At 60.5% G+C, this 24,533-nt stretch carries 29 protein-coding genes; 16 read left to right on the top strand and 13 right to left on the bottom strand.

The features are described 5' to 3' along the window. Nucleotides 1-28: 28 nt before the first annotated feature. A complete protein-coding gene (gene greB, locus BLU48_RS16895) occupies nt 29-508 on the top strand; it encodes a transcription elongation factor GreB (RefSeq protein WP_043050793.1) in 480 nt (159 codons plus the stop codon). A 37-nt stretch (nt 509-545) separates the two neighbouring features. On the opposite strand, the gene BLU48_RS16890 is transcribed toward greB, so the two are convergent. Both BLU48_RS16890 and BLU48_RS16885 read right to left on the bottom strand, forming a co-directional pair. Continuing rightward, nucleotides 546-3,056, bottom strand: a complete 2,511-nt coding sequence (locus BLU48_RS16890) for an ABC transporter permease (RefSeq protein ID WP_057022173.1) — start codon at nt 3,054-3,056, stop codon at nt 546-548. Then, complete coding sequence (locus BLU48_RS16885) at nt 3,056-3,739, bottom strand: ABC transporter ATP-binding protein (RefSeq protein ID WP_057022174.1); 684 nt, start codon at nt 3,737-3,739, stop codon at nt 3,056-3,058. The genes BLU48_RS16890 and BLU48_RS16885 overlap by 1 nt, the downstream gene beginning before the upstream one ends. 10 nt (nt 3,740-3,749) lie before the next feature. Here BLU48_RS16885 and BLU48_RS16880 point away from each other — a divergent pair, with 10 nt between their 5' ends. The 3 genes from BLU48_RS16880 to BLU48_RS16870 all read left to right on the top strand — a co-directional run bounded on the left by BLU48_RS16880 (nt 3,750) and on the right by BLU48_RS16870 (nt 5,755). After that, on the top strand, nt 3,750-4,355 hold the full coding sequence (locus BLU48_RS16880; protein WP_046071581.1) for an arylesterase: 606 nt from the start codon (nt 3,750-3,752) through the stop codon (nt 4,353-4,355). 58 nt (nt 4,356-4,413) lie between these two features. Then, nucleotides 4,414-4,707 (top strand): hypothetical protein, encoded by a 294-nt coding sequence (locus BLU48_RS16875; protein ID WP_003189866.1) that lies wholly within the window; start codon nt 4,414-4,416, stop codon nt 4,705-4,707. Nucleotides 4,708-4,786: 79 nt separating this feature from the next. Then, the gene (locus BLU48_RS16870) at nt 4,787-5,755 is read left to right on the top strand and encodes a L,D-transpeptidase family protein (protein WP_057022175.1); all 969 of its coding nucleotides are present in this window, start codon (nt 4,787-4,789) and stop codon (nt 5,753-5,755) included. A gap of 83 nt (nt 5,756-5,838) precedes the next feature. On the opposite strand, the gene oprI is transcribed toward BLU48_RS16870, so the two are convergent. After that, nucleotides 5,839-6,090, bottom strand: a complete 252-nt coding sequence (oprI, locus tag BLU48_RS16865; protein ID WP_003172710.1) for an outer membrane lipoprotei OprI — start codon at nt 6,088-6,090, stop codon at nt 5,839-5,841. Nucleotides 6,091-6,702: 612 nt separating this feature from the next. Here oprI and BLU48_RS16860 point away from each other — a divergent pair. Further along, on the top strand, nt 6,703-6,984 hold the full coding sequence (locus tag BLU48_RS16860) for a GNAT family N-acetyltransferase (protein ID WP_057022176.1): 282 nt from the start codon (nt 6,703-6,705) through the stop codon (nt 6,982-6,984). 75 nt (nt 6,985-7,059) lie between these two features. Here BLU48_RS16860 and BLU48_RS16855 read toward each other — a convergent pair whose 3' ends face one another. Next, nucleotides 7,060-8,136 carry a 3-deoxy-7-phosphoheptulonate synthase gene (locus BLU48_RS16855; RefSeq protein ID WP_046071584.1) on the bottom strand — a complete coding sequence of 359 codons (1,077 nt, stop codon included), beginning with the start codon at nt 8,134-8,136 and terminating at the stop codon, nt 7,060-7,062. A gap of 130 nt (nt 8,137-8,266) precedes the next feature. Beyond that, nucleotides 8,267-8,701, bottom strand: coding sequence for a PilZ domain-containing protein (locus BLU48_RS16850; RefSeq protein WP_057022177.1), 435 nt, complete (start codon nt 8,699-8,701; stop codon nt 8,267-8,269). On the opposite strand from BLU48_RS16850, the gene BLU48_RS16845 reads away from it, so the two are divergent. The 5 genes from BLU48_RS16845 to cysB all read left to right on the top strand — a co-directional run bounded on the left by BLU48_RS16845 (nt 8,700) and on the right by cysB (nt 12,604). Then, complete coding sequence (locus tag BLU48_RS16845; RefSeq protein WP_057022178.1) at nt 8,700-9,086, top strand: YbbN family protein; 387 nt, start codon at nt 8,700-8,702, stop codon at nt 9,084-9,086. The genes BLU48_RS16850 and BLU48_RS16845 overlap by 2 nt on opposite strands. Then, the gene (locus BLU48_RS16840) at nt 9,083-10,045 is read left to right on the top strand and encodes a putative 2-dehydropantoate 2-reductase (RefSeq protein ID WP_057022179.1); all 963 of its coding nucleotides are present in this window, start codon (nt 9,083-9,085) and stop codon (nt 10,043-10,045) included. The genes BLU48_RS16845 and BLU48_RS16840 overlap by 4 nt, the downstream gene beginning before the upstream one ends. Before the next feature lie 13 nt (nt 10,046-10,058). Continuing rightward, nucleotides 10,059-10,976, top strand: coding sequence for a 5'-nucleotidase (locus BLU48_RS16835; RefSeq protein ID WP_057022180.1), 918 nt, complete (start codon nt 10,059-10,061; stop codon nt 10,974-10,976). Between the two features lie 48 nt (nt 10,977-11,024). Beyond that, complete coding sequence (locus BLU48_RS16830) at nt 11,025-11,525, top strand: universal stress protein (protein WP_057022181.1); 501 nt, start codon at nt 11,025-11,027, stop codon at nt 11,523-11,525. A 104-nt stretch (nt 11,526-11,629) separates the two neighbouring features. Continuing rightward, nucleotides 11,630-12,604 carry an HTH-type transcriptional regulator CysB gene (gene cysB / locus BLU48_RS16825; protein WP_003189876.1) on the top strand — a complete coding sequence of 325 codons (975 nt, stop codon included), beginning with the start codon at nt 11,630-11,632 and terminating at the stop codon, nt 12,602-12,604. A 5-nt stretch (nt 12,605-12,609) separates the two neighbouring features. Here cysB and BLU48_RS16820 read toward each other — a convergent pair whose 3' ends face one another. Continuing rightward, a complete protein-coding gene (locus BLU48_RS16820) occupies nt 12,610-13,092 on the bottom strand; it encodes a GreA/GreB family elongation factor (protein WP_057022243.1) in 483 nt (160 codons plus the stop codon). 5 nt (nt 13,093-13,097) lie between these two features. Beyond that, nucleotides 13,098-13,466 carry a hypothetical protein gene (locus BLU48_RS16815; protein ID WP_057022182.1) on the bottom strand — a complete coding sequence of 123 codons (369 nt, stop codon included), beginning with the start codon at nt 13,464-13,466 and terminating at the stop codon, nt 13,098-13,100. A 131-nt stretch (nt 13,467-13,597) separates the two neighbouring features. Here BLU48_RS16815 and earP point away from each other — a divergent pair, with 131 nt between their 5' ends. Then, the gene (earP, locus tag BLU48_RS16810) at nt 13,598-14,731 is read left to right on the top strand and encodes an elongation factor P maturation arginine rhamnosyltransferase EarP (protein ID WP_057022183.1); all 1,134 of its coding nucleotides are present in this window, start codon (nt 13,598-13,600) and stop codon (nt 14,729-14,731) included. Nucleotides 14,732-14,780: 49 nt separating this feature from the next. Beyond that, nucleotides 14,781-15,353, top strand: coding sequence for an elongation factor P (locus BLU48_RS16805; RefSeq protein WP_003172723.1), 573 nt, complete (start codon nt 14,781-14,783; stop codon nt 15,351-15,353). A gap of 66 nt (nt 15,354-15,419) precedes the next feature. Here the strand turns inward: BLU48_RS16805 and BLU48_RS16800 are convergent, their stop codons facing one another. The 3 genes from BLU48_RS16800 to BLU48_RS16790 form a co-directional block, all read right to left on the bottom strand. Then, entirely contained in the window at nt 15,420-15,839 is a 420-nt protein-coding gene (locus BLU48_RS16800) for an organic hydroperoxide resistance protein (protein WP_034126737.1), read from the bottom strand. A 289-nt stretch (nt 15,840-16,128) separates the two neighbouring features. Beyond that, nucleotides 16,129-16,581, bottom strand: a complete 453-nt coding sequence (locus BLU48_RS16795; RefSeq protein ID WP_046071594.1) for a MarR family winged helix-turn-helix transcriptional regulator — start codon at nt 16,579-16,581, stop codon at nt 16,129-16,131. Between the two features lie 80 nt (nt 16,582-16,661). Then, nucleotides 16,662-17,612, bottom strand: a complete 951-nt coding sequence (locus BLU48_RS16790; RefSeq protein ID WP_056846759.1) for a LysR family transcriptional regulator — start codon at nt 17,610-17,612, stop codon at nt 16,662-16,664. Nucleotides 17,613-17,720: 108 nt separating this feature from the next. Here BLU48_RS16790 and BLU48_RS16785 point away from each other — a divergent pair, with 108 nt between their 5' ends. After that, the gene (locus BLU48_RS16785; RefSeq protein WP_057022184.1) at nt 17,721-18,470 is read left to right on the top strand and encodes a sulfite exporter TauE/SafE family protein; all 750 of its coding nucleotides are present in this window, start codon (nt 17,721-17,723) and stop codon (nt 18,468-18,470) included. Here BLU48_RS16785 and BLU48_RS16780 read toward each other — a convergent pair. Continuing rightward, nucleotides 18,460-19,341: a LysR family transcriptional regulator gene (locus BLU48_RS16780; RefSeq protein ID WP_057022185.1), complete on the bottom strand. Its 882-nt coding sequence runs from the start codon at nt 19,339-19,341 to the stop codon at nt 18,460-18,462. The genes BLU48_RS16785 and BLU48_RS16780 overlap by 11 nt on opposite strands. A gap of 70 nt (nt 19,342-19,411) precedes the next feature. Between BLU48_RS16780 and BLU48_RS16775 the strand changes: the two genes are divergently transcribed. Continuing rightward, complete coding sequence (locus BLU48_RS16775; RefSeq protein ID WP_057022186.1) at nt 19,412-19,618, top strand: DUF1127 domain-containing protein; 207 nt, start codon at nt 19,412-19,414, stop codon at nt 19,616-19,618. Between the two features lie 45 nt (nt 19,619-19,663). Beyond that, nucleotides 19,664-20,875: a winged helix-turn-helix domain-containing protein gene (locus BLU48_RS16770; RefSeq protein WP_057022187.1), complete on the top strand. Its 1,212-nt coding sequence runs from the start codon at nt 19,664-19,666 to the stop codon at nt 20,873-20,875. An 89-nt stretch (nt 20,876-20,964) separates the two neighbouring features. On the opposite strand, the gene BLU48_RS16765 is transcribed toward BLU48_RS16770, so the two are convergent. Then, nucleotides 20,965-22,311 carry a class II 3-deoxy-7-phosphoheptulonate synthase gene (locus BLU48_RS16765; protein WP_057022188.1) on the bottom strand — a complete coding sequence of 449 codons (1,347 nt, stop codon included), beginning with the start codon at nt 22,309-22,311 and terminating at the stop codon, nt 20,965-20,967. 123 nt (nt 22,312-22,434) lie between these two features. Between BLU48_RS16765 and BLU48_RS16760 the strand changes: the two genes are divergently transcribed. Further along, nucleotides 22,435-23,190 carry a spermidine synthase gene (locus BLU48_RS16760; protein ID WP_057022189.1) on the top strand — a complete coding sequence of 252 codons (756 nt, stop codon included), beginning with the start codon at nt 22,435-22,437 and terminating at the stop codon, nt 23,188-23,190. Nucleotides 23,191-23,678: 488 nt separating this feature from the next. Here the strand turns inward: BLU48_RS16760 and BLU48_RS16755 are convergent, their stop codons facing one another. Next, the gene (locus BLU48_RS16755; RefSeq protein WP_057022190.1) at nt 23,679-24,470 is read right to left on the bottom strand and encodes a crotonase/enoyl-CoA hydratase family protein; all 792 of its coding nucleotides are present in this window, start codon (nt 24,468-24,470) and stop codon (nt 23,679-23,681) included. Nucleotides 24,471-24,533: the final 63 nt, after the last annotated feature.

Below are 24,533 nucleotides of genomic sequence, written 5' to 3'. Positions count from 1 at the left end.
AGTGGACACTGTTTGGGGATGCAAGCGTTTGAGTACCAAGCTGATTACCAAAGAAGGTCATGAAGCGCTTAAAAAAGAGTTGGATTACCTATGGCGTGAAAAGCGTCCGGACACCACTCGCAAAGTGACGTGGGCGGCTTCCCTGGGAGATCGCAGCGAAAACGCGGATTACCAGTACAACAAGAAACTGCTGCGTGAGATCGATCGACGGGTGCGCTACCTGCGTAAACGCCTGGAAGATATGCGCGTAGTGGAGTACATGCCCGAGCAGGAGGGAAAGGTGTTTTTCGGCGCCTGGGTCGAAATCGAAAACGACCAGGGTGAGACCAAGCGCTTTCGCATCGTCGGTTATGACGAAATTTACGAGCGGATGGATTACATCTCCATTGATTCACCCATGGCGCGGGCCCTGTTGCGCAAGGAAGTCGACGACGAGGCAATCGTACAGACACCCGGCGGCGAGGTGTGTTGGTGGATCACCAAGATTGAGTACGTGAAGCCAGCATGAAGGCCCGCGCTCCGGGCAGAGTACGAGCCCTCATGCCTCAACCTTCGCGCAATACCGTCAGCGGGCTGGCATTCAGGGCCCTGCGTGTCCCGAATACCCCGGCAGCGCCAATCAGCGCCGCCCCGATCACGGGGAGCAGTAACAACCACGGGTGGGGATGCCAGGCCAGGTCAAAGGCGTAGCGGTACAGCACCCAGGTCACCAGTTCCGTCCCCAGTGCTGCCAGCAGGCCGCTGACGGCGCCCAGCAGGCCGAATTCAATACGCCGGGCCTTGACCAGCAACTTACGCTCGGCACCCAGTGCTCGTAGCAGTGCGCCTTGGCGGATGCGTTCGTCCAGGGTGGCCTGCAGGCCGGAGAACAACACCGCCATGCCTGCCGCCAGCACAAACAGCAGCACGTATTCCACTGCCAGGGTCACTTGGGCCAGGATACTGCGTAACTGCTCCAGCAGGGCCTCTACCTGCAGGATGGTCACGGCCGGGAAAGCCCGTGACAGATCGACGATCTGTTGGTCATGGCCGGGCGCCAAGTAGAAGCTGGTCAGGTAGGTCGCGGGTAAATCCTTCAAGGTGCCCGGTTGGAAGATCATGAAGAAGTTAGGCTGGAAGTTATCCCAGTTGATGGTTCTCAGGCTGGTGACCCGTGCCTCGCGATTTTCCCCGCCGATGGTGAACAACAGATGGTCGTTGAGCTTGAGTTTCAGGCTCTCGGCTACCTTGGCTTCCACCGACACGCCTGGAATCTCATCGCTCGGTTGCGCCGACCACCAGGCGCCTGCCGTCAGGGCATTGCCCGGCGGTAAGTCGGCAGCCCAGGTCAGGCTCAGGTCGCGCTGAATGGCACGGTCGCCGCTGGAGTCCTTGCTGACAATCTCCTGCACAGGTTCGCCGTTGATGCTGATCAAGCGCCCTGGTACCACCGGATACAGTGGCGCCGCTTGTGCCTGTACGTCCAGCAGGCGAGCACCAAAGGCCTCCTTGTCGGCGGGCAGGATATTCAGTGCGAAGTAGTTGGGCGCATCCTTGGGCAGCTGGTTTTGCCAGGTGTCGAGCAGCTCGCCGCGCAACAGTGCGATCAACCCCATGGACAACAGGATCAGGCCAAACGCCAGGGACTGGCCTGCCGCCGCCAGCGGGTGACGCAGCAATTGGCCCAGGCCCAGGCGCCAAGGCAAGGAGGCGCGGGCCAACAACCGTCGCAGGCTTTTGAGCAGCAACAGCAGCAAGCCGCCCAGGATCAATGCAGCCACTACACCGCCGCCCAGCAGGGCGAAGGTCAATACCAGGTCCAGGCTCAGGCGCCACATGATCAGGCCCAGCGCGAACAGTGCCGCGCCGTAGACCATCCAGGTGCTCGAGGGGATCGGCAGCAGATCGCGACGCAATACCCGCAGCGGCGGTACGCGACCCAGTGCGGCCAAGGGGGGGAGGGCGAAGCCGGCGAGGGCGACCAGCCCGGTGCCGATCCCGGCGACGGCTGGCAGCAACCCACCTGGTGGCACGTCGGCTGGCAGCAGGTCATGGAGGAAATAGAACAGGCCGAATTGCGCCAGCCAGCCAAGCAGGGCGCCGACCAGGCTCGCCAGCAGGCCCAGTACGCTCAGCTGCAGGCTGAACAGCACCATGGCTTCTCGTCGCGATAACCCCAGGCAGCGCAACAACGCACTGGCATCGAAACGTCGACTGGCGAAACGGTTGGCCGACAGCGCCACGGCCACACCGGCCAGCAGCACCGCCACCAGGCTGGCCATGTTCAGGTAGCGCTCGGCCTTGCCCAAGGCGCCGCCGATCTGCTGGTTGCCGTCACGGGAGTCCTGCAGGCGCTGGTTGGCAGCGAGGCCCGGCTTGACCAGGTCGCGATAGGTTTGCAGTGCGGCGCTGCCTTGTGGGGCGCGCCACAGTTCGCGGTAGCTCACGCGGCTGCCCGGCTGGACCACGCCGGTGGCGTCCAGGTCTGCCAGGTTGATCATCACCCTGGGCGTGAGGCTGTAGAAGTTGCCGGCACGGTCGGGTTCATAGGTCAGGATGCGTGCCAGGCGTAGGGTCTTCATGCCGACATCGATGCTGTCGCCGATCTTGAGGTCCAGCGCCGTCAACAGCCTTGCCTCCACCCAGGCTTCGCCAGGCTTGGGGCCGCCGCCAGGGCTTTCAGTGCCAAAGGGCTCGGCGCTGCTTTTCAGCTCCCCGCGCAATGGGTACTGCTCGTTGACCGCCTTGATGCTGGAGAGCTGGATGCCGTTGTCCGTGGCGATAACACTGGAGAACTCGACGATGCGGGCGTGATCCAGGCCCAATTCGGTCCCGGACCTGATTTGCTCGGGGCGGGCCGGCGAGCTGCCTTCGAGTACCAGGTCGGCGCCGAGAAACTCGGTGGCGCGCAGCAGCATGGCGCCGTTGAGACGAGCGCCGAAATAGCCGATGGCGGTGCTGGCAGCCACGGCCACCAGCAGGGCAAAGAACAACACGCGCAGTTCGCCTGCGCGGGCATCGCGCAGTAATTGGCGCATGGCAAGGCTGAACAGGCGCAACAGCGGCAAGCGTGCCATCAAGGCTCCAGGGGCGCGACCATCTGGCCGGCTTCAAGACGGATCAGGCGTCGGCAACGGTGGGCCAGGCGCTCGTCATGGGTGACGAGTACCAGGGTCGTGCCGCTCTCTTTATTGAGTTCGAACAGCAGGTCGCTGATGCGCTCGCCGGTATGGCTGTCGAGGTTGCCGGTGGGTTCGTCGGCAAACAGCACGTCCGGTTCGGCGGCAAACGCGCGGGCAATGGCGACCCGTTGCTGCTCGCCACCGGACAGTTGGCGTGGCGAGTGGGTCAGGCGCTGGCCCAGGCCCACGCGCTCCAGCAGGTGCCTGGCACGCTCGCGGGCGTCCTTGCGCCCGTCGAGTTCCAGCGGCAGCATCACGTTTTCCAGCGCGTTGAGGCTGTCGAGCAATTGGAAGGATTGGAATACGAACCCCACATGCTCGGCACGGATGCGCGCACGCTGGTCTTCGTCGAGGGTGCTCAGGGCTTGCCCGGCCAGGGTGACTTCGCCGCTGCTGGGCAGGTCGAGGCCGGCCAGCAGGCCCAGCAGGGTGGATTTACCGGAACCGGAGCTGCCGACGATAGCCAGGCTATCGCCCTTGTTCAGTTCCAGGCTCAGTTCGTGCAGGATAGTCAGTTCACCTTCCGCGCTGGGAACCACTTTGCTAAGGTTCCGCGCGGTGAGAATGCTTGCGCCCATGGAGAATCCGATGCGAATGTGGTTTTTGAGTGCTGGCCTGGCCTTGATGTGCATGGCCCAGAACGCAGCGGCGGGTACAGTCCTGATCGTTGGCGATAGTATCAGTGCCGGTTTCGGCCTGGATACCCGCAAAGGGTGGGTTGCACTGCTGGAGCAACGCCTCAAGAAGGAGGGTTTCGACGATAAGGTCGTCAATGCGTCCATCAGCGGCGACACCAGTGCAGGAGGCCTGGCGCGGCTGCCCGCGGCGCTTGCAGAGCATAAGCCCGACGTGGTGGTTATCGAGCTTGGGGGGAATGACGGCTTGCGTGGGCAACCGCCAGCGCAATTGAAACAAAATCTTGCGTCGATGATTGATCAGTCCAAGGCCGGCGGCGCCAAGGTGCTGCTGTTGGGCATGCAGTTACCACCCAATTACGGGCCGCGATACACCACCGCATTTGCCGAAGTCTATGGTGCGCTGGCCAAGGAAAAAAACATTCCACTGGTACCGTTTTTCCTCGAAGGCGTGGGTGGCCATCCGGAACTGATGCAGGCGGATCAACTGCACCCGGCAGTCGCCGCCCAGGACAAGCTACTGGAAAATGTCTGGCCGACGCTAAAACCGCTGCTATGACGCTTTTCTACCGGCAGGCTTTCGGCTAAGGTGGCGCCCCCCTGATCTGGAGCCCTCGATGTCGCGCCCTGCCTGGTCCCTGTTTAACTACCAACTGATCGAGCCGGACGAGCAGCTGGATCTGTTCGCCTGCCAGGAAGTGCGGGTGCATCTGGTGGCGCGTCAATTGGAGTTGGGCGGTTCGATCGATCGCACGCTTTGCGGCACTTTACTGCCGGCGCAACCACGCTGGTCCTCGGTGAATCGCTCGATTTTCCAGGACCAACGCCTGTGCCCCTTGTGCCGGGCGATCCTCGAATCGCAAAAGCGTGGTACGCCGCCGATCTGGCCGGAGCTGCGTTTCGAGCTATAAAAACAGCTTGAAGCTTGCTGCCGCGAAGCCGTATACAATCATTTTTTACCTACCCGTCGTCTTGCGAAGGATTTTTCGGATGTTGTCGCGCCTTTCCGTCGTCACCTGCTGCCTGTCTCTCGCTGCGCTCTGTGCGGCCGGTTCGGCGGCAGCCTTGCAGTTGCCTTTGCCGCCTCCAGGCGAGGACATTGTCGGCCAGGTCCAGGTGATCAAGGCCAAGTACGAAGACACCTTCGCCGACCTGGGCACCACCTATGACCTGGGCTATTCGGAAATGGTCGCGGCCAACCCGGGCGTCGATGCCTGGTTGCCGGGCGCGGGGACCGAGATTGTGCTGCCGACACGCTTTATCCTGCCGCCCGGGCCACGGGAAGGCATCGTGATCAACCTGGCGGAATACCGACTCTACTACTACCCAAAGGGCCAGGACGTCGTCTACACCTTCCCGCTGGGCATTGGCCGGGAAGGCTGGGGCTCGCCGATCGCCCATACCAGTATCATCGCCAAGACGCCAAACCCGACCTGGACGCCACCGGCCTCGATCAAGGCCGAGCACGCGGCCAATGGTGACCCGTTGCCCAACGTGGTGCCTGCCGGCCCGGATAACCCGCTGGGGCCGTTCAAGTTCACCCTCGGCACGCCGGGTTATCTGATCCACGGCTCCAACATGAAGTTTGGCATCGGCACGCGCACCAGTCACGGTTGCTTCCGCATGTTCAATAACAATGTATTGGAGATGGCCGGCATGGTGCCGGTGGGCACGTCGGTGCGCATCATCAACGATGCCTACAAGTTCGGCAGCAGTGGCGGCAAGGTCTACCTTGAGGCCCATACACCGTTGAACGATGACGGCACCCCTTCCGTGGTCGACAAGCACACGGCAGTCATCAACGCCTTGCTCAAGCGTGAGGACCTGGCCAATAACCTGCGGGTGAACTGGGACCAGGTGCGTGACGTGGTTGCGGCGGAGGATGGTTTGCCGACTGAAATCGGCGTACCCGGCGCAGCATCGGTAGCCGCCAGCGCTCCGGTTGACCTTCAACAATAAGCCTGAGCGAACATCCCACATTTCGAGGCAATAAAAAAGCCGATCCAAACATGGATCGGCTTGATAACAATCCCGAAGGATTATTACTTGCGGCTTGCTTTTTCAAGCATGCGCAGGGCGCGCTCGTTAGCTTCGTCAGCAGTCTGTTGTGCTTTTTGGGCAGCAGCCAGAGCTTCATCAGCTTTACGGTAGGCTTCGTCTGCACGAGCCTGAGAGCGAGCTGCTGCGTCTTCCGTTGCAGTCAGACGAGCTTCGGTTTCTTTGGAGACGCTGCTGCAACCGGTAGCCAGAACTGCGGCCAGAGCCAGAGCAGAGAATTTCAGAACGTTGTTCATCGTGTTCCCCTTCAAGGACTTTCAATTAGATGGCTACTGTCTCAGGGTGAGATAATAGCCGGCGTACATACTACCCATTACTTGTAGTAAGTAAACTGACGTAGCGCAAGAAGCAAAAAAAATTCCTGCGCTGAATCTATTTTGGCTAATCTTTTGGAGGTCTGTATAAAAACTGTCCAATTTTTTCCTTCTCGACAGGCACTGAATCCAGGCTGAAAGGGCCGGCCCGCATGTGTGAAGCCTTGTAAATAGATGAAATTTTATATAACGAAGCGGGCACTTCCGTTCTGTGTGGCTTTACTGCGGCTGGCATCTTTTACCCATCTAGAGGTGACTTTAAGAGCGGCAGTTCGTCTCAAGGTTCAACTGCCGGCAATGTTCAGGCTATCGATCACCGGTTGATCGAGGCCCTTTCTATAACCATCCAGGGCAGGGAATGATGAGTGCGCCTTGAGCAATTGCGGGTTTGGTGCCTACTATTCCCTACGTGCTGGTTGTGAGCGCTCACGGTTTTCTCGTTGTCGAAACCGGCACGGGGTGGCGTAGATGTTCCTTCGCCGGAAAAACATCGGTAAGGTAGGGGTCGCAATCTTAGACCCGCGAGGAGTAGTGATGAGCGAGGCGTTGTCCATCCACCATGACCAGGCTGGTCATCAGTTCGAGACCAATGTGGACGGTCATCGTGCCTATCTGACCTATATGGACCTCGGGAAGCAGACCCTGGATATCTATCGCACCTTCGTGCCCAACGCGCTGCGAGGGCGAGGCATTGCGGCGGCGTTGACCGAGGAAGCCCTGAGGTTTGCCGAAGAGGCCGGCTACACGGTGATCCCGTCGTGCTCCTATGTCGAACGGTATATGGAGCGTCACCAGCGCCATGCCGCGAAGCTGTAGCTGATCCGTTGCCAAAAAAACGCCGGGCTTAGCCCGGCGTTTTTGTGTATGCCTGATTCAGGAAAAGTGCGTGGTTCAGCTGCGTTTGCGCTTGGGCAGTACGTCCTTGAGTTTGGCGTGCATGCTGCGCAGGGTGGTTTCTGTTGCAGCCCAGTCGATGCAGGCATCGGTGATCGACACGCCGTATTGCAAGTCGGCCAGATCCTTTGGAATTGCCTGACAACCCCAGTTCAAATGGCTCTCGACCATCAAGCCGATGATCGACTGGTTGCCTTCGAGGATCTGGTTGGCGACGTTTTCCATCACCAGCGGCTGCAACGCCGGATCTTTGTTGGAGTTGGCGTGGCTGCAGTCGACCATGATGTTCGGCTTGATCCTGGCCTTGTTCAACGCCTGCTCGCACAGGGCGACGCTGACCGAATCATAGTTGGGCTTGCCATTGCCGCCACGTAACACCACATGACCATAGGCATTACCTTTGGTGGTGACGATGGAGACGCCACCTTCCTGGTTGATACCCAGGAAGCGGTGAGGGCTGGAGACCGATTGCAGGGCATTGATCGCCACGGTCAGGCCGCCATCGGTGCCGTTCTTGAAGCCTACGGCCGAGGACAGCCCGGACGCCATTTCGCGGTGGGTCTGGGATTCGGTGGTGCGTGCGCCGATGGCCGACCAGCTGATCAGGTCCTGCAGGTACTGCGGGGAGATCGGGTCGAGGGCTTCGGTGGCAGTGGGCAGGCCCATTTCGGCCAGGTCCAGCAGCAATTTACGACCGATATGCAAACCGTCCTGGATCTTGAACGAGTCGTCCAGGTAGGGGTCGTTGATCAAGCCTTTCCAGCCGACGGTGGTACGCGGCTTTTCGAAGTAAACGCGCATCACCAGGTATAGGGTGTCGGACACTTCCGCCGCCAGCACCTTGAGGCGCTCGGCGTATTCGTGGGCGGCCTTGAGGTCGTGGATCGAGCAGGGCCCGATCACGACGAAAAGGCGGTGGTCGGTGCCGTCGAGAATGTCACGGATGACCTCGCGGCCCTTGGTGACGGTCTGCAGGGCAGCGTCGCTCAGGGGGATTTCGCGCTTGAGCTGATCAGGTGTGATCAGGGTCTCATTGGATTCGACGTTAAGGTCATTGATCGGTAAATCAGCCATCGTGTTACTCGCCAGGGTCACGGGTGCCGGCCGCCAGCCATCCCCGTGCGGCGGGCACAGCATGATTTGAATGCAGGGGGGAGGAACCTTAGCGCGTTACACGGGCCCGCGACAATGGGCAAAACCCGGTTTAATCCAGTGCTGGCTGCATAACCGTCTCATGGGAGAACTCGCTGGCGTGGCGCGACACCCAATCGCGGGCCATGGCTTCAAGTTGCTGTGGCGTGGGTTCGGCGTCTTCGTGCAGGCGGCAATGACGTTCGATCTGGCACACTTGCTCACCCATTCGCGCGCCGAATAAGGCGTGTTCATCGGCAAAGCAAATGCCGATGCGATAACCGTCTTCGACTTTGCGGCACCAGGCCACGTAGCCTGGATAACGGGCGCTGGGCCCCAGGGAGGGGATATGCAGGTCAACTGCCGTGCCCGGGCGCCAGGCCCGCGGCCAATTGCAGGCGACGCCGCCGCGGCCGATAGTGTGCAGGCGTTGGCGGGGCAGGGCAGGAGAGGGACGTTGGATCAACTCGACAGCGACATCATCAGGGTGAGGTAAAAAACGACCCATGTACACGGACTCCGAGCGCCGTCCAATTGACGGCAGTGGCAGCAGTATAGTGAAGGAACTGGAATTGACCGACCTGGATATTGACCAGCAATTGCTGGGATTGCCAGGTATTTCGCTGTTAGTGTTCACCAGTGTTGGTTGTTCCAGTTGCCGCTGGGCACGCCAGCAGTTGCCGGGCTGGCGCCTGCCGGTGGACCGTGTGTGCTGGGTCGATGCCGGGCACAACGGCGGTGCGGTCGAACGCTACCAGATCTTTCATTTGCCGGCGTTGTTCCTGGTGTGCGAGGGTCAATTCCTTGGGCAATTACAGACACGTCTTACGGCATCCGACCTCGTCGAATGCGTAACCCAAGCGCTTACCCGCCTACCAGAGGATTTGCCATGACAGCAGTTGCATCCCCGTCGCCACGTATTGGCATCATCGGCACCGGTGCCATTGGTGGTTACTACGGATTGATGCTGGCGCGCGCCGGGTTCGATGTGCATTTCCTGTTGCGCAGCGAATATGCAGCGGTCAGTGAACATGGCCTGCACCTCAACAGCACGGTACACGGCCACCTGCATCTGCACCCGGTACAAGCCTATGCCCGCGCCGCCGACATGCCACCGTGCGACTGGTTGTTGGTCGGTACCAAATCCACCGGCAACGTTGACTTGGCCCCGACCATCGTCCAGGTCGCGGCACCGGATGCCAAGGTGGTGCTGCTGCAAAACGGCCTCGATGTGGAGGACAGCCTGCGTGAGCACCTGCCTTTGTCGCTGCACTTGCTGGGCGGCCTGTGCTACATCGGTGTACACCGCTCTGCACCCGGAGTGGTCGAGCATCAGGCGCTGGGCCGGGTCAACCTGGGTTATCACAGCGGTATGGCCGCCAATGATGAGGCGCAGCAAAAGGCAATTGTCGAAGCCGGTGCCGGGCTGTTCCACCACGCCGGGATCGAGTCGCAGGCCATGGCCAATGTGCATCAGGCGCGCTGGCATAAACTGGTGTGGAACGTGCCGTATAACGGCCTCTCGGTCTTGCTGGGCACGGGCACCACGGCCATGATGGCTGACGAGTCCAGCCGTGAATTGATCCAGGCGCTGATGGCCGAAGTGGTGCAGGGCGCCCGTGCCTGCGGCCATGAGATTCCCGCTAGCTACGCGGGGCAGATGTTCGCCATGACCGAGACCATGGACGATTATCTGCCCAGCATGTACCACGACTATATGCACAAGCGCCCGTTGGAGTTGGCGGCTATCTATGCTCGCCCCTTGGCCGCTGCCAGGGCGGCCGGTTGCGAACTGCCGCGTATGCAGGCGCTGTACCAGGCCTTGAGTTTTATGGATCGGCACAACCGCTGATTGGGGAGACACCATGGCAAAGGGATTGGGTGACAAGCTGGTGCTGGCGATTTCTTCGCGGGCGCTGTTCGACCTGAGCGACAGCCACAAGGTGTACCTGGCCGAAGGGGTGGAGGCTTATCGCAAGTACCAGATCGAGCACGAGGAAGAAACCCTTGAGCCGGGTGACGCCTTCCCCTTGGTCAAGAAACTGCTGAGCCTTAATGCCAGCCTGGGGCGTGCCCGGGTCGAGGTGGTGCTGGTGTCGCGCAACAGTGCCGATACCGGTCTGCGGGTGTTCAACTCGATCCAGCATTACGACCTGGATATTTCCCGCGCCGCCTTCGTAGGAGGGCGTAGTCCCTATCCGTACCTGGCCGCCTTTGGTTGTCATCTGTTTCTTTCGACCCATGCTGAAGATGTGCGCAGCGCCCTCGACGCCGGCTTCGCGGCGGCAACGATTCTGTCGGGCGGTGCACGTCGGGCATCGAGTGAAGAACTGCGCATCGCATTCGACGGCGATGCGGTGTTGTTTTCCGACGAGTCCGAACGCGTTTATCAGGCCGGTGGGTTGGTCGCTTTTCAGGCCAGTGAGCGCGAGTCGGCGCGCCAGCCTTTGCACGGTGGCCCGTTCAAGGGCTTCCTGGCAGCGCTTAACTTGTTGCAGCGTGAGTTTGCCGATGACGCTTGTCCGATCCGCACGGCGCTGGTCACCGCCCGTTCGGCACCGTCCCATGAACGGGTGATTCGTACGTTGCGCGAATGGGATATTCGCCTGGACGAGTCGCTGTTCCTCGGTGGCCTGGAAAAATCCGCGTTCCTGGAAGCCTTCGCCGCCGATGTATTTTTCGATGACCAGGCCGGACATTGTGAGAAAGCCAGGGAGGTGGTCGCCACCGGGCATGTGCCCCATGGCATCAGTAATGAGTTGAAAATCCAGACCGAGAGCTAGCTGCTAAGCTCATTCAATCGCCGCCATCCTGGCAGTCCAGGAGGTTCTATGATTCGTTCGATGCTGTACGCCACGGACCTGGGTCTGTATGCACCGTATGTAATGCAACATGCCCTGGCGCTGGCGCGGACGTTCAAGGCCGACCTCTACGTGATCCACGTGGTCGAGCCCATCGGGCTGTTCGCCGAATCGGTGCTACAGAGCTACCTTGATGAGAAGGCCCTGAGTGAATGGCAGAACCAGGGGTTGAGCACGGTCATGGCGACGATTGAACAACGTGTGCTGGACAGCTTTCGCGAGGAGTTGGGGGAGGGCGAGCAGGACTTGCAATTGATTCGCTCGGTCAGGGTGATCCAGGGGGACCCCTGCGAGGTGATTCTCGACCAGATGCGAAAACTTTCCGTCGACTTGCTGATCGTAGGTAGTCACAGCCAGGCAACCAGGGTGACCGTGCCCCTTGGGCGCACCGCTGCACGGGTATTGCAGCTGTCCCCGGTACCGGTCTATCTGGTGCCGTCGCTGCAACATCGGCGCAGTGAGGAGCGTTGATCGGTAGAGAAGGATAAAAAGTTCTAGATTTATCCGTCTAACCTTTAATATAGTTATATACCGTCGCTGATACCCGTGGCGTCTATTTGCTTTGAGGGATTCATATGAAGCTTCAACAACTGCGCTACATCTGGGAAGTGGCGCACCACGACCTCAACGTTTCCGCTACCGCTCAAAGCCTCTACACCTCGCAACCCGGTATCAGCAAGCAGATCCGCCTGCTCGAAGACGAGCTGGGCGTCGAAGTGTTCGCCCGCAGCGGCAAGCACCTGACCCGCGTCACCCCGGCTGGCGAGCGCATCATCACTACCGCCGGCGAAATCCTGCGTAAAGTCGAGAGCATCAAGCAGATTGCCCAGGAATTCTCCAACGAGAAGAAGGGCACCCTGTCGATCGCCACCACCCACACCCAGGCGCGCTATGCATTGCCGCCGGTAATCCGTGATTTCATCAAGCAATACCCTGATGTCGCCCTGCACATGCACCAGGGGTCGCCGATGCAGATCGCCGAGATGGCCGCCGACGGCACTGTCGATTTCGCCATCGCCACCGAAGCCCTGGAACTGTTCGGCGACCTGGTAATGATGCCGTGCTACCGCTGGAATCGGTGCGTGGTCGTGCCTCAAGGTCACCCTTTGGCGAAGCTGCCGAAGCTGACCCTGGAAGCCCTGGCTGAATACCCGATCGTGACCTATGTGTTCGGCTTTACCGGCCGTTCCAAGCTTGATGAAGCCTTCAGTCACCGTGGCCTTACGCCAAAGGTTGTGTTCACTGCCGCCGATGCCGACGTGATCAAGACCTATGTACGCCTGGGCCTGGGTGTGGGCATCGTCGCCAAGATGGCGGTCGACACCAACCTCGACAAAGACCTGGTGGTGCTGGATGCCAGCGAACTGTTCGAGTCCAGCGTGACCAAGATCGGTTTCCGCCGTGGCACCTTCCTGCGCGGATTCATGTGCGATTTCATCGAGAAATTCGCACCCCACCTGACCCGCGAAGTCATGGCCAAGGCGATCCAGTGCCACAACAAGCAAGAGTTGGAAGAGCTGTTTGACGGCGTTGAATTACCCGTTCACTGAGTGGCTTACCGGGCCTCGGTAACCGTAAAAAGTTGCCGGGCGCCTGCCACCAGAATCTCTACCTCATCCCCTTCAAACTTGCCCAGCAGGCTTTTACCCAGGGGCGAGCGCGGGGTGATGACGGTCACCGGTTGCCCGACCACAGCGACTTTCAAGCCTGCGGCGTCCGGCGCCAGGAACAGCCATTGCTGGCGACCATCCTCGTCTTCCAGGCCCAGCAGTGTGCCAATCTCTATACCTCGCTGATCATCGAAAGCACGTAGCTGCAGGTTCTGGCACAGCGCCAGCGAATGCTTGATTTCCTCGACCCGCTTGGCCTGCCCGGCCGCCAGGTAAGACGCCTCCAGCCCCAGGGTGTCGTATTTGTTTTCGGCGATGTTTTCTTCGTGAGTCGCGGTTTCGTAGGCAGTCTGCGCGGCACGTCGGGCGATATCGAGGTCGACGGCGAGTTTTTCCAGGATCAGCTGGAGGACGGCGTGTTTATTCATGATCTTCAATCGCAGAATTGCAGGACATTGGCCCGAGACTTTTCATTAGGGGCGTTCTGGTCCTGTTGCAGCCAGAACTGGCATTTGGGGTTGGACAGGTTGCGTGCATTGTTCCGGGCCTGGTCCAGGGCCTGCTGCTGCTCCTGCTTTTGCAGGTTCTGCTGGTATTGCTCGAACATGCGGTTCGGCGGCTCCGGCACAGCGGCGGCCGGCTTGCCCAACTGCTCAACCGCCTGGGCCACGGGTGCCAGGCTTTGGGGGAACAGGTAGCGAGAGGCCAGCCAAGTGGACAGCGCAATGGCGATAAACCCCAGCCACAGGCCTGCAGCAATGGCGAGACAGAGCTTGAACAGCGAAAACGGACGGGCAGACATGATGGCCTCTTGGCGAGGGGTAACGGCGTGATGGCGATTGTCGCACAGGCGCTATGCAGAAAATCGCGAACAAGCCTTCTGCATCAGTGCATTTATGCGGACAATTGAGTCTTTGATCGATGGAGCCCGGAATGAAAGCCCGCTGGGATATTTTTTGCAGCGTCGTCGACAACTACGGCGACATCGGCGTGACCTGGCGCCTGGCCCGGCAGTTGGTAGTGGAACATGGCTGTGAAGTGCGCTTGTGGGTCGATGACCTGCGGGCTTTCGAGCGCATGTGTCCGCAGATTGATGTGCAGGTGAGCCAGCAGTGGCAGGAAGGTGTCGAAGTGCGCCACTGGCCGGCGCAATGGCCAGGTGCGCAATCAGCCGATGTGGTGATTGCCGCGTTCGCCTGCCAGCTGCCGGCGGAGTACATGGAGCGCATGGCCGAGCGTGAGCAACCGCCGTTGTGGATGAACCTGGATTATCTCAGCGCTGAAGACTGGGTAGTGGGCTGTCACCGTTTACCCTCGGTGAAGTTCAAGGGCGTGCAGAAGTACTTTTTCTTTCCCGGCTTTCGCCCGGGTACCGGTGGCCTGTTGCGTGAAGCCGGGTTATTGGAGCGGCGCCAGGCTTTTCAGCTAGATGACGTCGCGCAGCGACAATTCCTGCAAACCCTAGGGGTAGCTCCGGCGGTCGATGCACGACTGATGTCGCTGTTCGCTTATGAAAACCCCGGGCTGGCCGGCTGGCTGGATGTGCTGGCGGCAGACGGGCGCGCGACTCATTTGCTGGTGCCGGAAGGGCGCATCCTGGGGGATGTGCAACGCTGGCTGGGAGTGAGCAGCTTGTCGGCGGGTGACATCCAGGTGCGCGGCGCGCTGACGGTGCAGATCATTGCCTTCGTACGGCAGGAGCAATACGACCGGTTGCTCTGGTGTTGCGCGTTCAACGCGGTGCGCGGCGAGGACTCCTTTGTGCGCGCTCAGTGGGCGGGGAGGCCGTTGCTATGGCATATCTATCGCCAGGACGAAGACATCCACCTCGACAAGCTCGATGCCTTTCTGGAACTGTACACCATCGCACTGTCGCCGGCCGCCAAAGCGGCTGTCATCGCGCTTTGGCAAGCCTGGAACACCGACGGCGATATGGCGCAGGCCTGGAAAATGCTCCTGGAACACTGGACCGAGGTGAACGAGCACGCTCAGAAGTGGTGTCTGGAACAAGGCTTGCAGGCCGATCTTGCGACGGCGCTGGTACAGTTTTATGAAAGTTGGATATGATACGCCACCTTGATTTTTGTAAATCCCATCCAAATTTCGGATATATGCAATGAAAACTGGTAAAGAACTGAAACCCGGTACAGTGATCCGTCTCGAAAACGACCCTTGGCTGGTTCAGAAAGCTGAGTTCACCAAGTCTGGTCGTAACAGCGCAATCATGAAGACCAAGCTGAAGAACCTGCTGACCGGTTACAAGACCGAGATCGTCTACAGCGCCGATGACAAACTGGACGACGTGATCCTCGACCGCAAGGAAGCGACCCTGTCCTTCATCAGCGGCGACACCTACACGTTCATGGACACCACTGACTACACCATGTACGAGCTGAACGCTGAAGATATCGAAGCCGTTCTGCCGTTCATCGAAGAAGGCATGGAAGACGTCTGCGAAGCTATTTTCTTCGAAGAGCGTCTGGTTTCCGTGGAGCTGCCGACCACTATCGTGCGTAAGGTTGCCTACACTGAAGGTTCCGCTCGCGGCGACACTTCGGGCAAAGTGATGAAGCCTGCCAAGCTGAGCAACGGTACCGAACTGCAAGTAGCCGATTTCATCGAAATCGACGACCTGATCGAGATCGACACCCGTGAAGGTGGTTCGTACAAAGGTCGCGCCAAGAAGTAATCCTGGCCCCACCGATACGAAAAAAAGCCCGACCTTGAGTCGGGCTTTTTTTTGGCCGCCGGTTTATCAGACCGTTACATGCAGGCGCACATCCACATTGCCACGAGTGGCGTTGGAATACGGGCAGACTTGGTGGGCGGCGTCGACCAGGCTCTGTGCGTCATCCTGGGCCAGGCCCGGCAGGCTGACGTGCAGGTCGATGTCCAGGCCAAAACCGCCGGGGATCTGGCCGATGCCCACATGAGCGGTGATCGAGGCATCGTCGGGGATCTTACGTTTTGTCTGGCTGGCAACAAATTTCAGCGCGCCGATAAAGCAGGCGGAGTAGCCGGCCGCGAACAGTTGCTCCGGGTTGGTGGCCTGACCACCGGCACCGCCCAATTCCTTGGGGGTAGAGAGTTTGACGTCGAGGATGTTGTCGCTGGAAACAGCGCGACCATCACGGCCGCCAGTGGCGGTGGCTACTGCGGTATAGAGCGTTTGCATGGGGCGTTCCTCTTGGGTTGTCGTGCTAAATGTTTGCGCGCTAATTAGTTGGTGAAGCCAATGTATAGCGCTAATGTTTAGCGCGCAATATAAATTTATAAATGTTTTCGAGGCTGGCGAGAAACAATGTGAGAGGAGGCAAGCCGGTTAAGCGAACGAAATGCTCAAAGCGGCGAAGATCAAATGTGGGAGGGGGCTTGGCCGCGAAGACGTCGGCTCAGCAAACATTGATGTTGGCTGACCCACCGCTATCGGGGGCAAGTCGAATCGTCGCACCGCCCCTCCCACTTTAGATCGCGCTCTGCAGGTTGCCGCGCAGCGCGATCAAGTCGGCCTGCAGCTTGCGCAATTGCGCAAGCTGCATCCCGCTCGCGCCCAGGATGCATTGGGGCACATCCTTGGCCTTGCCCTGCAAGACGCGGCCGGCGTCAGTCAGCTCTACCACTACCACCCGCTCATCTTCCCGGCTGCGGGTGCGGCTGAGCAGGCCTTCGGCTTCCAGGCGCTTGAGCAGAGGCGTCAGTGAGCCAGGATCCGTCAGCAGGCGGCTGCTGATTTCGCCGACAGTCAATCCGTCCTCTTCCCACAGCACCATCATGGCCAGGTATTGCGGGTAGGTCAGGCCGAGGGCTTGGAGCAGGGGCTTGTAGACCTTGGTCATCAACAGCGAAGTGGAGTGCAGGGCGAAGCACAGCTGGTTATCCAGCAGCAGCGATTCGCAGGGGGCTGGGTTTTTGCTCATGGTGGTGCCTCGAAAAAGCATGTCTGCACTTGAATCTAGCGGGCGAATCTTTAATGCGCCAGGTAATTCTGCCCGGATGGTCAGACTAGCCCGCTTTGCAACGCCAGATCCCAGGGCGGCACCGGGCTGAAACGGGATTTGAGGTATTCGAGCAATAACCGGCTACGTGCGTTGGGCTGTTGTTCGAGGCGCAGCGCGTAAATGCCGGCGGTTTCCGGGCTGGGCAAGCCGTTTTCACAAAACAGCGGCAACAGCTCGCCACGCACCAGGTATTCACTGGCCAGCCAGGTCGGCAGGTGCGCGATGCCCAGCCCGGCCAGTGCGCCCGAAAGCAGCGCCTCGGCGTTATTGGCGCTCATGCGGATGCGCCGGGGGCGATAGGTCGTGCGGCGCCCGTCCAGTTCAAAACGCCAGGCGAACATCGGCGCCAGGCCATCCCAATCGAGGCCGTCATGCTCGTTCAGTTCCCGAGGATGGGTGGGTGTGCCGCGGTTTTTCAGGTAGGCCGGGCTGGCGCAGGCAATGCGCACGATGCTCGCCAGGGGTGTAGCGATCCGGCGAGTGTCAACGATATGCCCGGCGCGCAGCACCAGGTCGACCTTGCCAAGGTGTGCGCCTTGCATATCGACAAAACTGTCGATCAAGTGCAGGTGCACATCCAGCCCTGGATACACGTTCAAGAAGTCCGCGATCACCGGCGCCAGGTGGCGGCGACCAAACGCTGCCGGTGCATCCAGCCGGATCAAGCCTTCCGGCGCATGGCTCAGAGACACCGCTTCGGCCCGCGCCAATTGCAATTCACTGACAATCCGCCGCGCGCGTTCGGCAAAGGCCAGGCCGGCAGGTGTAGGCACCACTGCGTGGGTGCTGCGCTGGAACAGGCGGCTACCCACTGAACTTTCCAGGCTGTCGATTCGACGGGCGACTGCGGAGGGCGTCAGTGGATGACGCCGTGCGGCAGCGGAAAAGCTACCGGTTTCCATCACATCCAGAAACAGGCTCAGTTGATCGGTAAGCGTATTAGGGTTCATAGGCGAGCGCTTGTGCGGGTTCGGCATAGCCATTGTGCGTTGCTGTGCGTTTCCGCGCCAGGGCCGACTGCGTAGCATGTCAGCCTTGGGATTGCGGAGTAGCGAGCGGTGTTGGATTTAGTGATGTACCTGGTATTGGGTGCGGCTTTGGGCACCGTGGGTGGGCTGTTTGGCATTGGTGGCGGGCTGATAGCCATTCCGGTGCTCGGCGTGTTGTTCGGCCTGGACCAGCAAATAGCCCAGGGCACCGCGTTGGTCATGGTGGTACCCAATGTGATGCTCGCCCTGTGGCGTTATCACCAGCGTAATCGCATCGAGCTGCGCCACGCCTTGCCGCTTGGCGTGATGGGCTTTTGCTTTGCCTGGCTGGGATCGATCTGGGCGGTGGGGCTGGATGCCGGGGCAATGCGCATCGGCTTTATTGTTTTCCTGGTGGCGTTGTCGGCCTACAACCTGCTGCGCATGTTTACCCGCAACGCGCCGCCAACTGCGCAGATGCGATACTCCTGGCCCTGGCTGGGTGTGTTGGGTGCAGCGTCCGGGTCCATGGGCGGATTATTTGGGGTAGGGGGCGCGGTAGTCGCCACGCCAGTGCTCACCAGTGTGTTCGGCACCACTCAGGTGGTGGCCCAAGGTTTGTCGCTGGCCTTGGCGCTGCCCAGCACCGGCGTGACTCTGGTCACCTACGCCTGGCACCACGAGGTGAACTGGATGATCGGCCTGCCGCTGGCGGTGGGGGGCCTGCTCAGTATCAGCTGGGGCGTGAAAGTGGCCCATGCATTGCCGGAGCGGCTGTTGCGCGGGCTGTTTTGTGGCTTCCTGGTGGTGTGTGCGGTGATGCTGACGTTTAAAGTTTGAAGCCTTCGACGATGTACTCGGCCAGGCATTCGGTGATCGGTGACGTCATCTGTGGATTGCGCAGCAAGCGCAGGTTCATTGATGGCAACGGTGGAAAGCCTTCGTCGCTGCCCAGCACCCGCAGGTCGTCGGTGATCAGGCTTTCCATGCTGACCATCGCCGCCAGGCCAGCACTGACCACCGCCTGGATCGCCGCTCCGTTGGAGCTGTGGTAGGCCAGGCGGTAATCGCGTCCAGCTGCGTCCAGTGCGGCACGCGCCCAATGAGTGTACAGGCAGTCATCGCCGGAAATCGCCAGGGGCAGCGCGTCATGCTCATCCACGCAGAAGCAGGGTGATGCTGCCCAGACCATGCGTTCAGTGCGCAGTAACTCGCCAATATCATTACCAGGCTCGCGGCTGATCACGGTCAGCGCCAGGTCTCGCCGCTGCATCAGCACGGACGACGCTTCACAGTGCATCTCAATCTGAATCAGTGGGTAGGCTTTGGAAAACGGCTTCAGGATCCCCGGCAGGAAACGCATCACATAGTCATCTGGCGTACCGATGCGTACGAGCCCCACCATATGGGGCTCGCGCAGGGTGTTGAACACTTCGCTGTGCAGTTTCAGGATGCGCCGCGCATATCCCAGCAGCACCTGGCCTTCGGGCGTAAGCCGTACCTGCCTTCCATCGCGCTCGAACAGCTTGCGCTGCAGTACATCTTCCTCCAGGCGCTTCATCTGCATGCTCACCGCCGATTGGGTGCGATTGACCAGCTCGCCGGCGCGGGTAAAACCACCTTGGTCGGCGATGGCCACGAAGGTGCGCAGCACTTCTGTGTCGATGCTCGGGTAGCCAGCCAATTGATCAATCTCCGAGATGTATTGCATAAGAAACATTCGTTGGATTGATCATAGCGCCAGGTCCACACTTTCGTCATCCCCACTGGAGGGCGAGAAGATGAAAGGTCAAAGAGGTTTTGTGTTGTTGCAAAAAGGGCCGTTTGCCGGCCTGTTTCATACGGTCGCACGTTGGCAGCTGTTGCATCAGGAGCGCCAGATGCTGGCGACCTTGAGCGATGACGCGCTCAAGGACATTGGGCTCAACCGTGCCGACGTAGTGCAGGAAACCCATCGGCATTTCTGGGAAGACCCGCTGCGCAAATAAGCCAGGATGCAGTAGGGTAGAGGGCGAGTTTCCATGGAGAGCCCCATGCCCGCCGACCTGTCTTTTTCACTCAAGCAAGCTCGACGCATGGCGCTGGTCGCCCAGGGTTTTTCCGGGCGCCAGGCGCCTGGCCAGATAAAAGCCGCGCACCTCAATCGACTCATCGACCGTCTGGGTGTCGTGCAGATCGACTCGGTCAACGCGCTGGTGCGTTCCCATTACCTGCCATTGTTTTCCCGCCTGGGCCATTATTCCCCGTTGATCCTTGAGCAAGCGGCCTGGAGCCTGGGCAGGCGGCGTTCGCTGTTCGAGTATTGGGGGCATGAGGCCTCGCTGCTGCCCATGTCGCTCTACCCGCTGATGCGCTGGCGCATGGAGCGGGCCAGGCAGGGGCAGGGGATCTATGCGCAGATGGCGCGTTTCGGCCGTGAACAGCAGGCGACTATCCAGCGCGTGCTGAACACTGTCGAGCAGCAGGGGGCCCTGGGCGCGGGCAGTTTGTCGACCCGCGAGGAGCGCGCCGGGCCCTGGTGGGATTGGAGTGATGAAAAGCACGCGCTGGAATGGTTGTTCGCCGCCGGTTTGGTCACCGTCGCAGGGCGGCGGGGGTTTGAGCGACTGTATGACTTGCCGGAGCGTGTTATCCCCGGCGAGATTCTCCAAACCGTCATCACCGAGGCCGATGCTCAGCGCGGATTACTGTTGCATAGCGCAACGGCGTTGGGCGTCGCCACCGAGAAGGACCTGCGCGATTACTTCCGCCTCGACCCTGCCGACAGCCGCAAGCGCGTGGCCGAGTTGGTCGAGGATGGGCGGCTGCTGGCGTGCCAGGTGCAGGGCTGGAAACAACCGGCGTACTGCCTGCCGGTGCCGAAGGTGCCACGCAAAGTCGCGGCCAGCGCCTTGCTGTCACCTTTCGATTCGTTGATCTGGGAGCGCAGCCGCACGGAGCGTTTGTTCAATTTCCGCTATCGACTGGAGATCTACACCCCGCAAGACAAGCGGGTGTACGGTTACTACGTACTGCCGTTTTTGCACAATGAGCGGATCGCCGCCCGCGTTGACCTGCGGGCCGAGCGTGCCCATGGGCGCCTGGCGGTGCATGCGGTGCATGAGGAGGAGACGGGTCTGGATGACGAAGGCATGTCGGCGCTGGCCTTGAACCTGCGCCAAATGGCCAATTGGCTGGGGCTGGAGCAGGTCCGGCTCAATTGCCAGCGCCCCAGTGCCGCCCGGTTAAGGGCGGCACTAGTGTAGGAGCGAGCTGGCTCGCGAAAAACTCAAGGGCGCCTCGTTAATCCGACGTTTCGCGTCATCGTTAACGGCCTTCGCGAGCAAGCTTGCTCCTACCTTTTGACCTGCTTCAAGGTCTCGGCAATCAGGAACGCCAGCTCCAGCGACTGATCGGCGTTCATCCGCGGGTCGCAATGGGTGTGATAACGGTCCGACAGGCCGTCTTCGGTGATCGGCCGTGCGCCGCCGATGCATTCGGTGACGTTCTGTCCGGTCATCTCGATATGAATCCCGCCGGCATAGCTGCCTTCGGCCTGGTGCACCTGGAAGAACTCTTTCACCTCGCCGAGAATCTGCGCAAAGTCGCGAGTCTTGTAGCCGCTGCTGGCCTTGATGGTGTTGCCATGCATCGGGTCGGAGCTCCACAGCACCTGCTTGCCCTCGCGCTGCACGGCGCGGATCAGGTTTGGCAAGTGGTCGCCGACCTTGCCTGCGCCCATGCGGGCGATCAGGTTGAGGCGGCCAGGGTCGTTGTCCGGGTTCAGGATGTCAATCAGGCGGATCAGGTCATCCGGGTTCATGCTCGGCCCGACCTTCACGCCGATCGGGTTGTTCACACCACGCAGGAACTCGACATGGGCGCCGTCCAGTTGGCGAGTGCGGTCGCCGATCCAGAGCATATGGGCCGAGCAATCGTAGTAGTCGTTGGTCAGGCTGTCGCGGCGCACGAAGGCTTGTTCAAAGTTGAGCAGCAATGCTTCGTGGGCAGTGAAGAAGCTGGTTTCGCGCAATTGCGGCGAGCTGTCCATGCCACAGGCGCGCATGAAGGCCAGGGTCTCGTCGATGCGGTCGGCCAGTTGGCTGTACTTCTCGGCCAGGGCGGAGTTGGCGATAAAGTCCAGGTTCCACTTGTGCACCTGGTGCAGGTCGGCAAAACCGCCCTGGGCAAACGCGCGCAGCAGGTTGAGGGTGGCGGTGGACTGGTGGTAGGACTGCAACAGGCGGTCCGGGTCCGGCACGCGGCTTTTTTCGTCGAAACCGATGCCGTTGACGATGTCGCCGCGGTAGGCGGGCAGGGTGATACCGTCAATGGTTTCATCGTTGGCCGAGCGTGGCTTGGCGAATTGGCCGGCCATGCGTCCGACTTTCACCACCGGGCAGCCGGCGGCGAAGGTCATGACAATGGCCATCTGCAGCAGCACCTTGAAGGTGTCGCGGATTTTCGCGGCGGAAAACTCGGCAAAGCTTTCGGCGCAATCGCCGCCTTGCAGCAGGAATGCGCGCCCCTGGGTCACCTCGGCAAACTGACGCCGCAGCTCACGGGCCTCCCCGGCGAATACCAGCGGCGGATAGCTGGCCAGGCTCTGCTCCACTTGCAGCAAGTGCGCAGCGTCCGGGTACTGGGGTTGTTGCTGGATCGGCAAGGCACGCCAGCTGTCGGGGCTCCAGGGTTGGCTCATCGTGAACTCGTGTGGTGGGTGGATGTTCGGGCGCCAATGTTAGCAGCAATTAGTGCGTGACCTGCTGCGGCCGCTGGCCGACAATCGCGCCTTTGCCGTGCGGTAAACCCTTTAGGAGTAGTGATGACCGAGGAGCGTGTCGAGCGCGTGCTGGCCGAAGTCCATGATGATTTCGGCATGATCCGTGTGCTTGAAGTGGCCGATTACCGGTTTCTCGAATTTGGCGACGCCATCGAGCAAAGCTGCGTGTTCACTGCCGACCCGAGCTGGCTGGAGTACGACTACACCCGCGCCATGTTGATCGGTGCGTTGGGCCATGAGCAACCTGAGAGCGCGTTGTTCCTTGGCCTGGGGGCCGGCACGCTGACCCAGGCGTGCCTCAAGTTCCTGGCATTGGAAGATGTCGAGGCCATTGAGCTGCGTCCTGACGTACCGCGCCTGGCGATTGAATATCTGGGGCTGGACGACGACCCGCGCCTGTACATTCGCATCGGTGACGCGCTGCAGTTGCTCGACACCGCCGAGCCGGCCGACCTGATTTTCGTCGACCTGTATACCGATGTCGGTCCGGGTGTGGGCCACTTGGCCTGGACCTTCCTGGAAAACTGCCAGAAGAAACTCAACCCCGGCGGCTGGTTGGTGATCAACCAGTGGGCCACCGATGATGGCAAGCCGTTGGGCGCGGCGTTGCTGCGTGGGTTGTATCACCGGCACTATTGGGAGCTGCCCGTGAAGGAGGGCAATGTGATTCTGTTGGTGCCTTCGGAGTTGGATCAGGAGTTGAACCTGGAGGCGCTTTCGGCTCGTGCCGAAGCCTTGGCGCCGCGGTTGGGTTACTCGTTGCAGCCATTGATCAAGGTTATTCGGCCGGCAACCTAGTTGTCTGCTCTGGCGCCATCGGGGCATGGGTATCTACACAACTGCTTGCTCTTGCGCTGTTGCTGTTGCTCTGGTTTTTGATCTTGATCTCAGGCGCCCCGTCAAACACGCTGGCCGAACGCAGGCTTGAATCCGTGGGTAACCCGGCAGGACGCCGGGTTAGCCGCCCCGCGCCATGGATGGCGCGTGGCGGCGGCCCACGGATTCAAGCCTGCGTTCGGGCACACCGAGCCTAAGCGAGGTGCCGAGTGTTGGGGCGAAGGCCTTTTGGTTACTTTTGTGCCTTTACAAAAGTGACACGCCGTAAGGGCGTAACCCTAAGTGGCCGTTACCGCAGCAACGGATATGTACTCGGTCTGATCCAGCATCCTGGTTGGCTGTCAGGCCGCCATCGGGAGCAAGCCCCCTCCCACATTCGACCGCATTCCAAGTGTGGGAGGGGCGGTGCGGCGATTCGACTTGCCCCCGATGGCGTTGGTATTGCCAACTCAAATGCCCTTGAACACCCCCGGCCGCTTCTCCACCATTGCCCGCACACCTTCCCGGGCGTCTTCGCTGTTAAGCAGTTTATCCACCATCGGCGGCAACGCGGCGGCGGCGGCGGCTTCGCCCTCCATGCGTGCCTGGCGGGCCGACATCAATGTCGCTTGCACGCCGAGCGGCGCCTGGCGGGCGATTCGGTTGGCCAGCTCGATGGCGCGGGGCAGCAGGTCCTCGCTGGCCATCACTTCCTGCACCAAACCCAGGCGCAAGGCTTCATGGGCGTCGAACTCGTCGCCAGTGAGCAGCCAGCGCATTGCATTGCCCCAGCCGGCGATCTGATGAAAGCGCAATGTCGCGCCGCCAAACGGAAAAATCCCACGTTGCACTTCCATCTGCGCAAAGCGGGTATTACTCGCGCACAGATTGATATCCGCAGCGAGCATCAACTCGATACCGATGGTCAGGCAGTAGCCCTGGGCGGCGACGATCACTGGTTTACTGACCCTGGGGCCTGCAAAAACGCCCCACGGATCGCAACCTCCCAGCGGCGGTTGCCAGCCTCCTGCCATCACGCCGCTGACGTTGGCCAGATCCAGGCCGGCGGTGAAATGGTCGCCGTGGGCAAATACTACGGCGACCCGTGCTTCGTTATGTCGATCAAATTCGCCATAAGCCAGGCTCAGTTCATTGAGCAAGTCCAGGTCAAAGGCATTGCGCTTGGCGACTCGGTCCAAGCCTAAAAGCAGGACGTGGCCCTGCAGTTCACGGCTGACACGGCTGCTGCTGGCTTGATTCATCGGGTTTGCCCTCGGGCGGGGAAAGGTTTCAGACCAATGGAAGGTGAACCGTTTAAGCGTCAT

Source organism: Pseudomonas synxantha, from assembly GCF_900105675.1.
Classification (GTDB): domain Bacteria; phylum Pseudomonadota; class Gammaproteobacteria; order Pseudomonadales; family Pseudomonadaceae; genus Aquipseudomonas; species Aquipseudomonas synxantha.
Note: the sequence above shows the minus strand (reverse complement) of the source record. Positions and strands in the feature narration are given on the sequence as shown.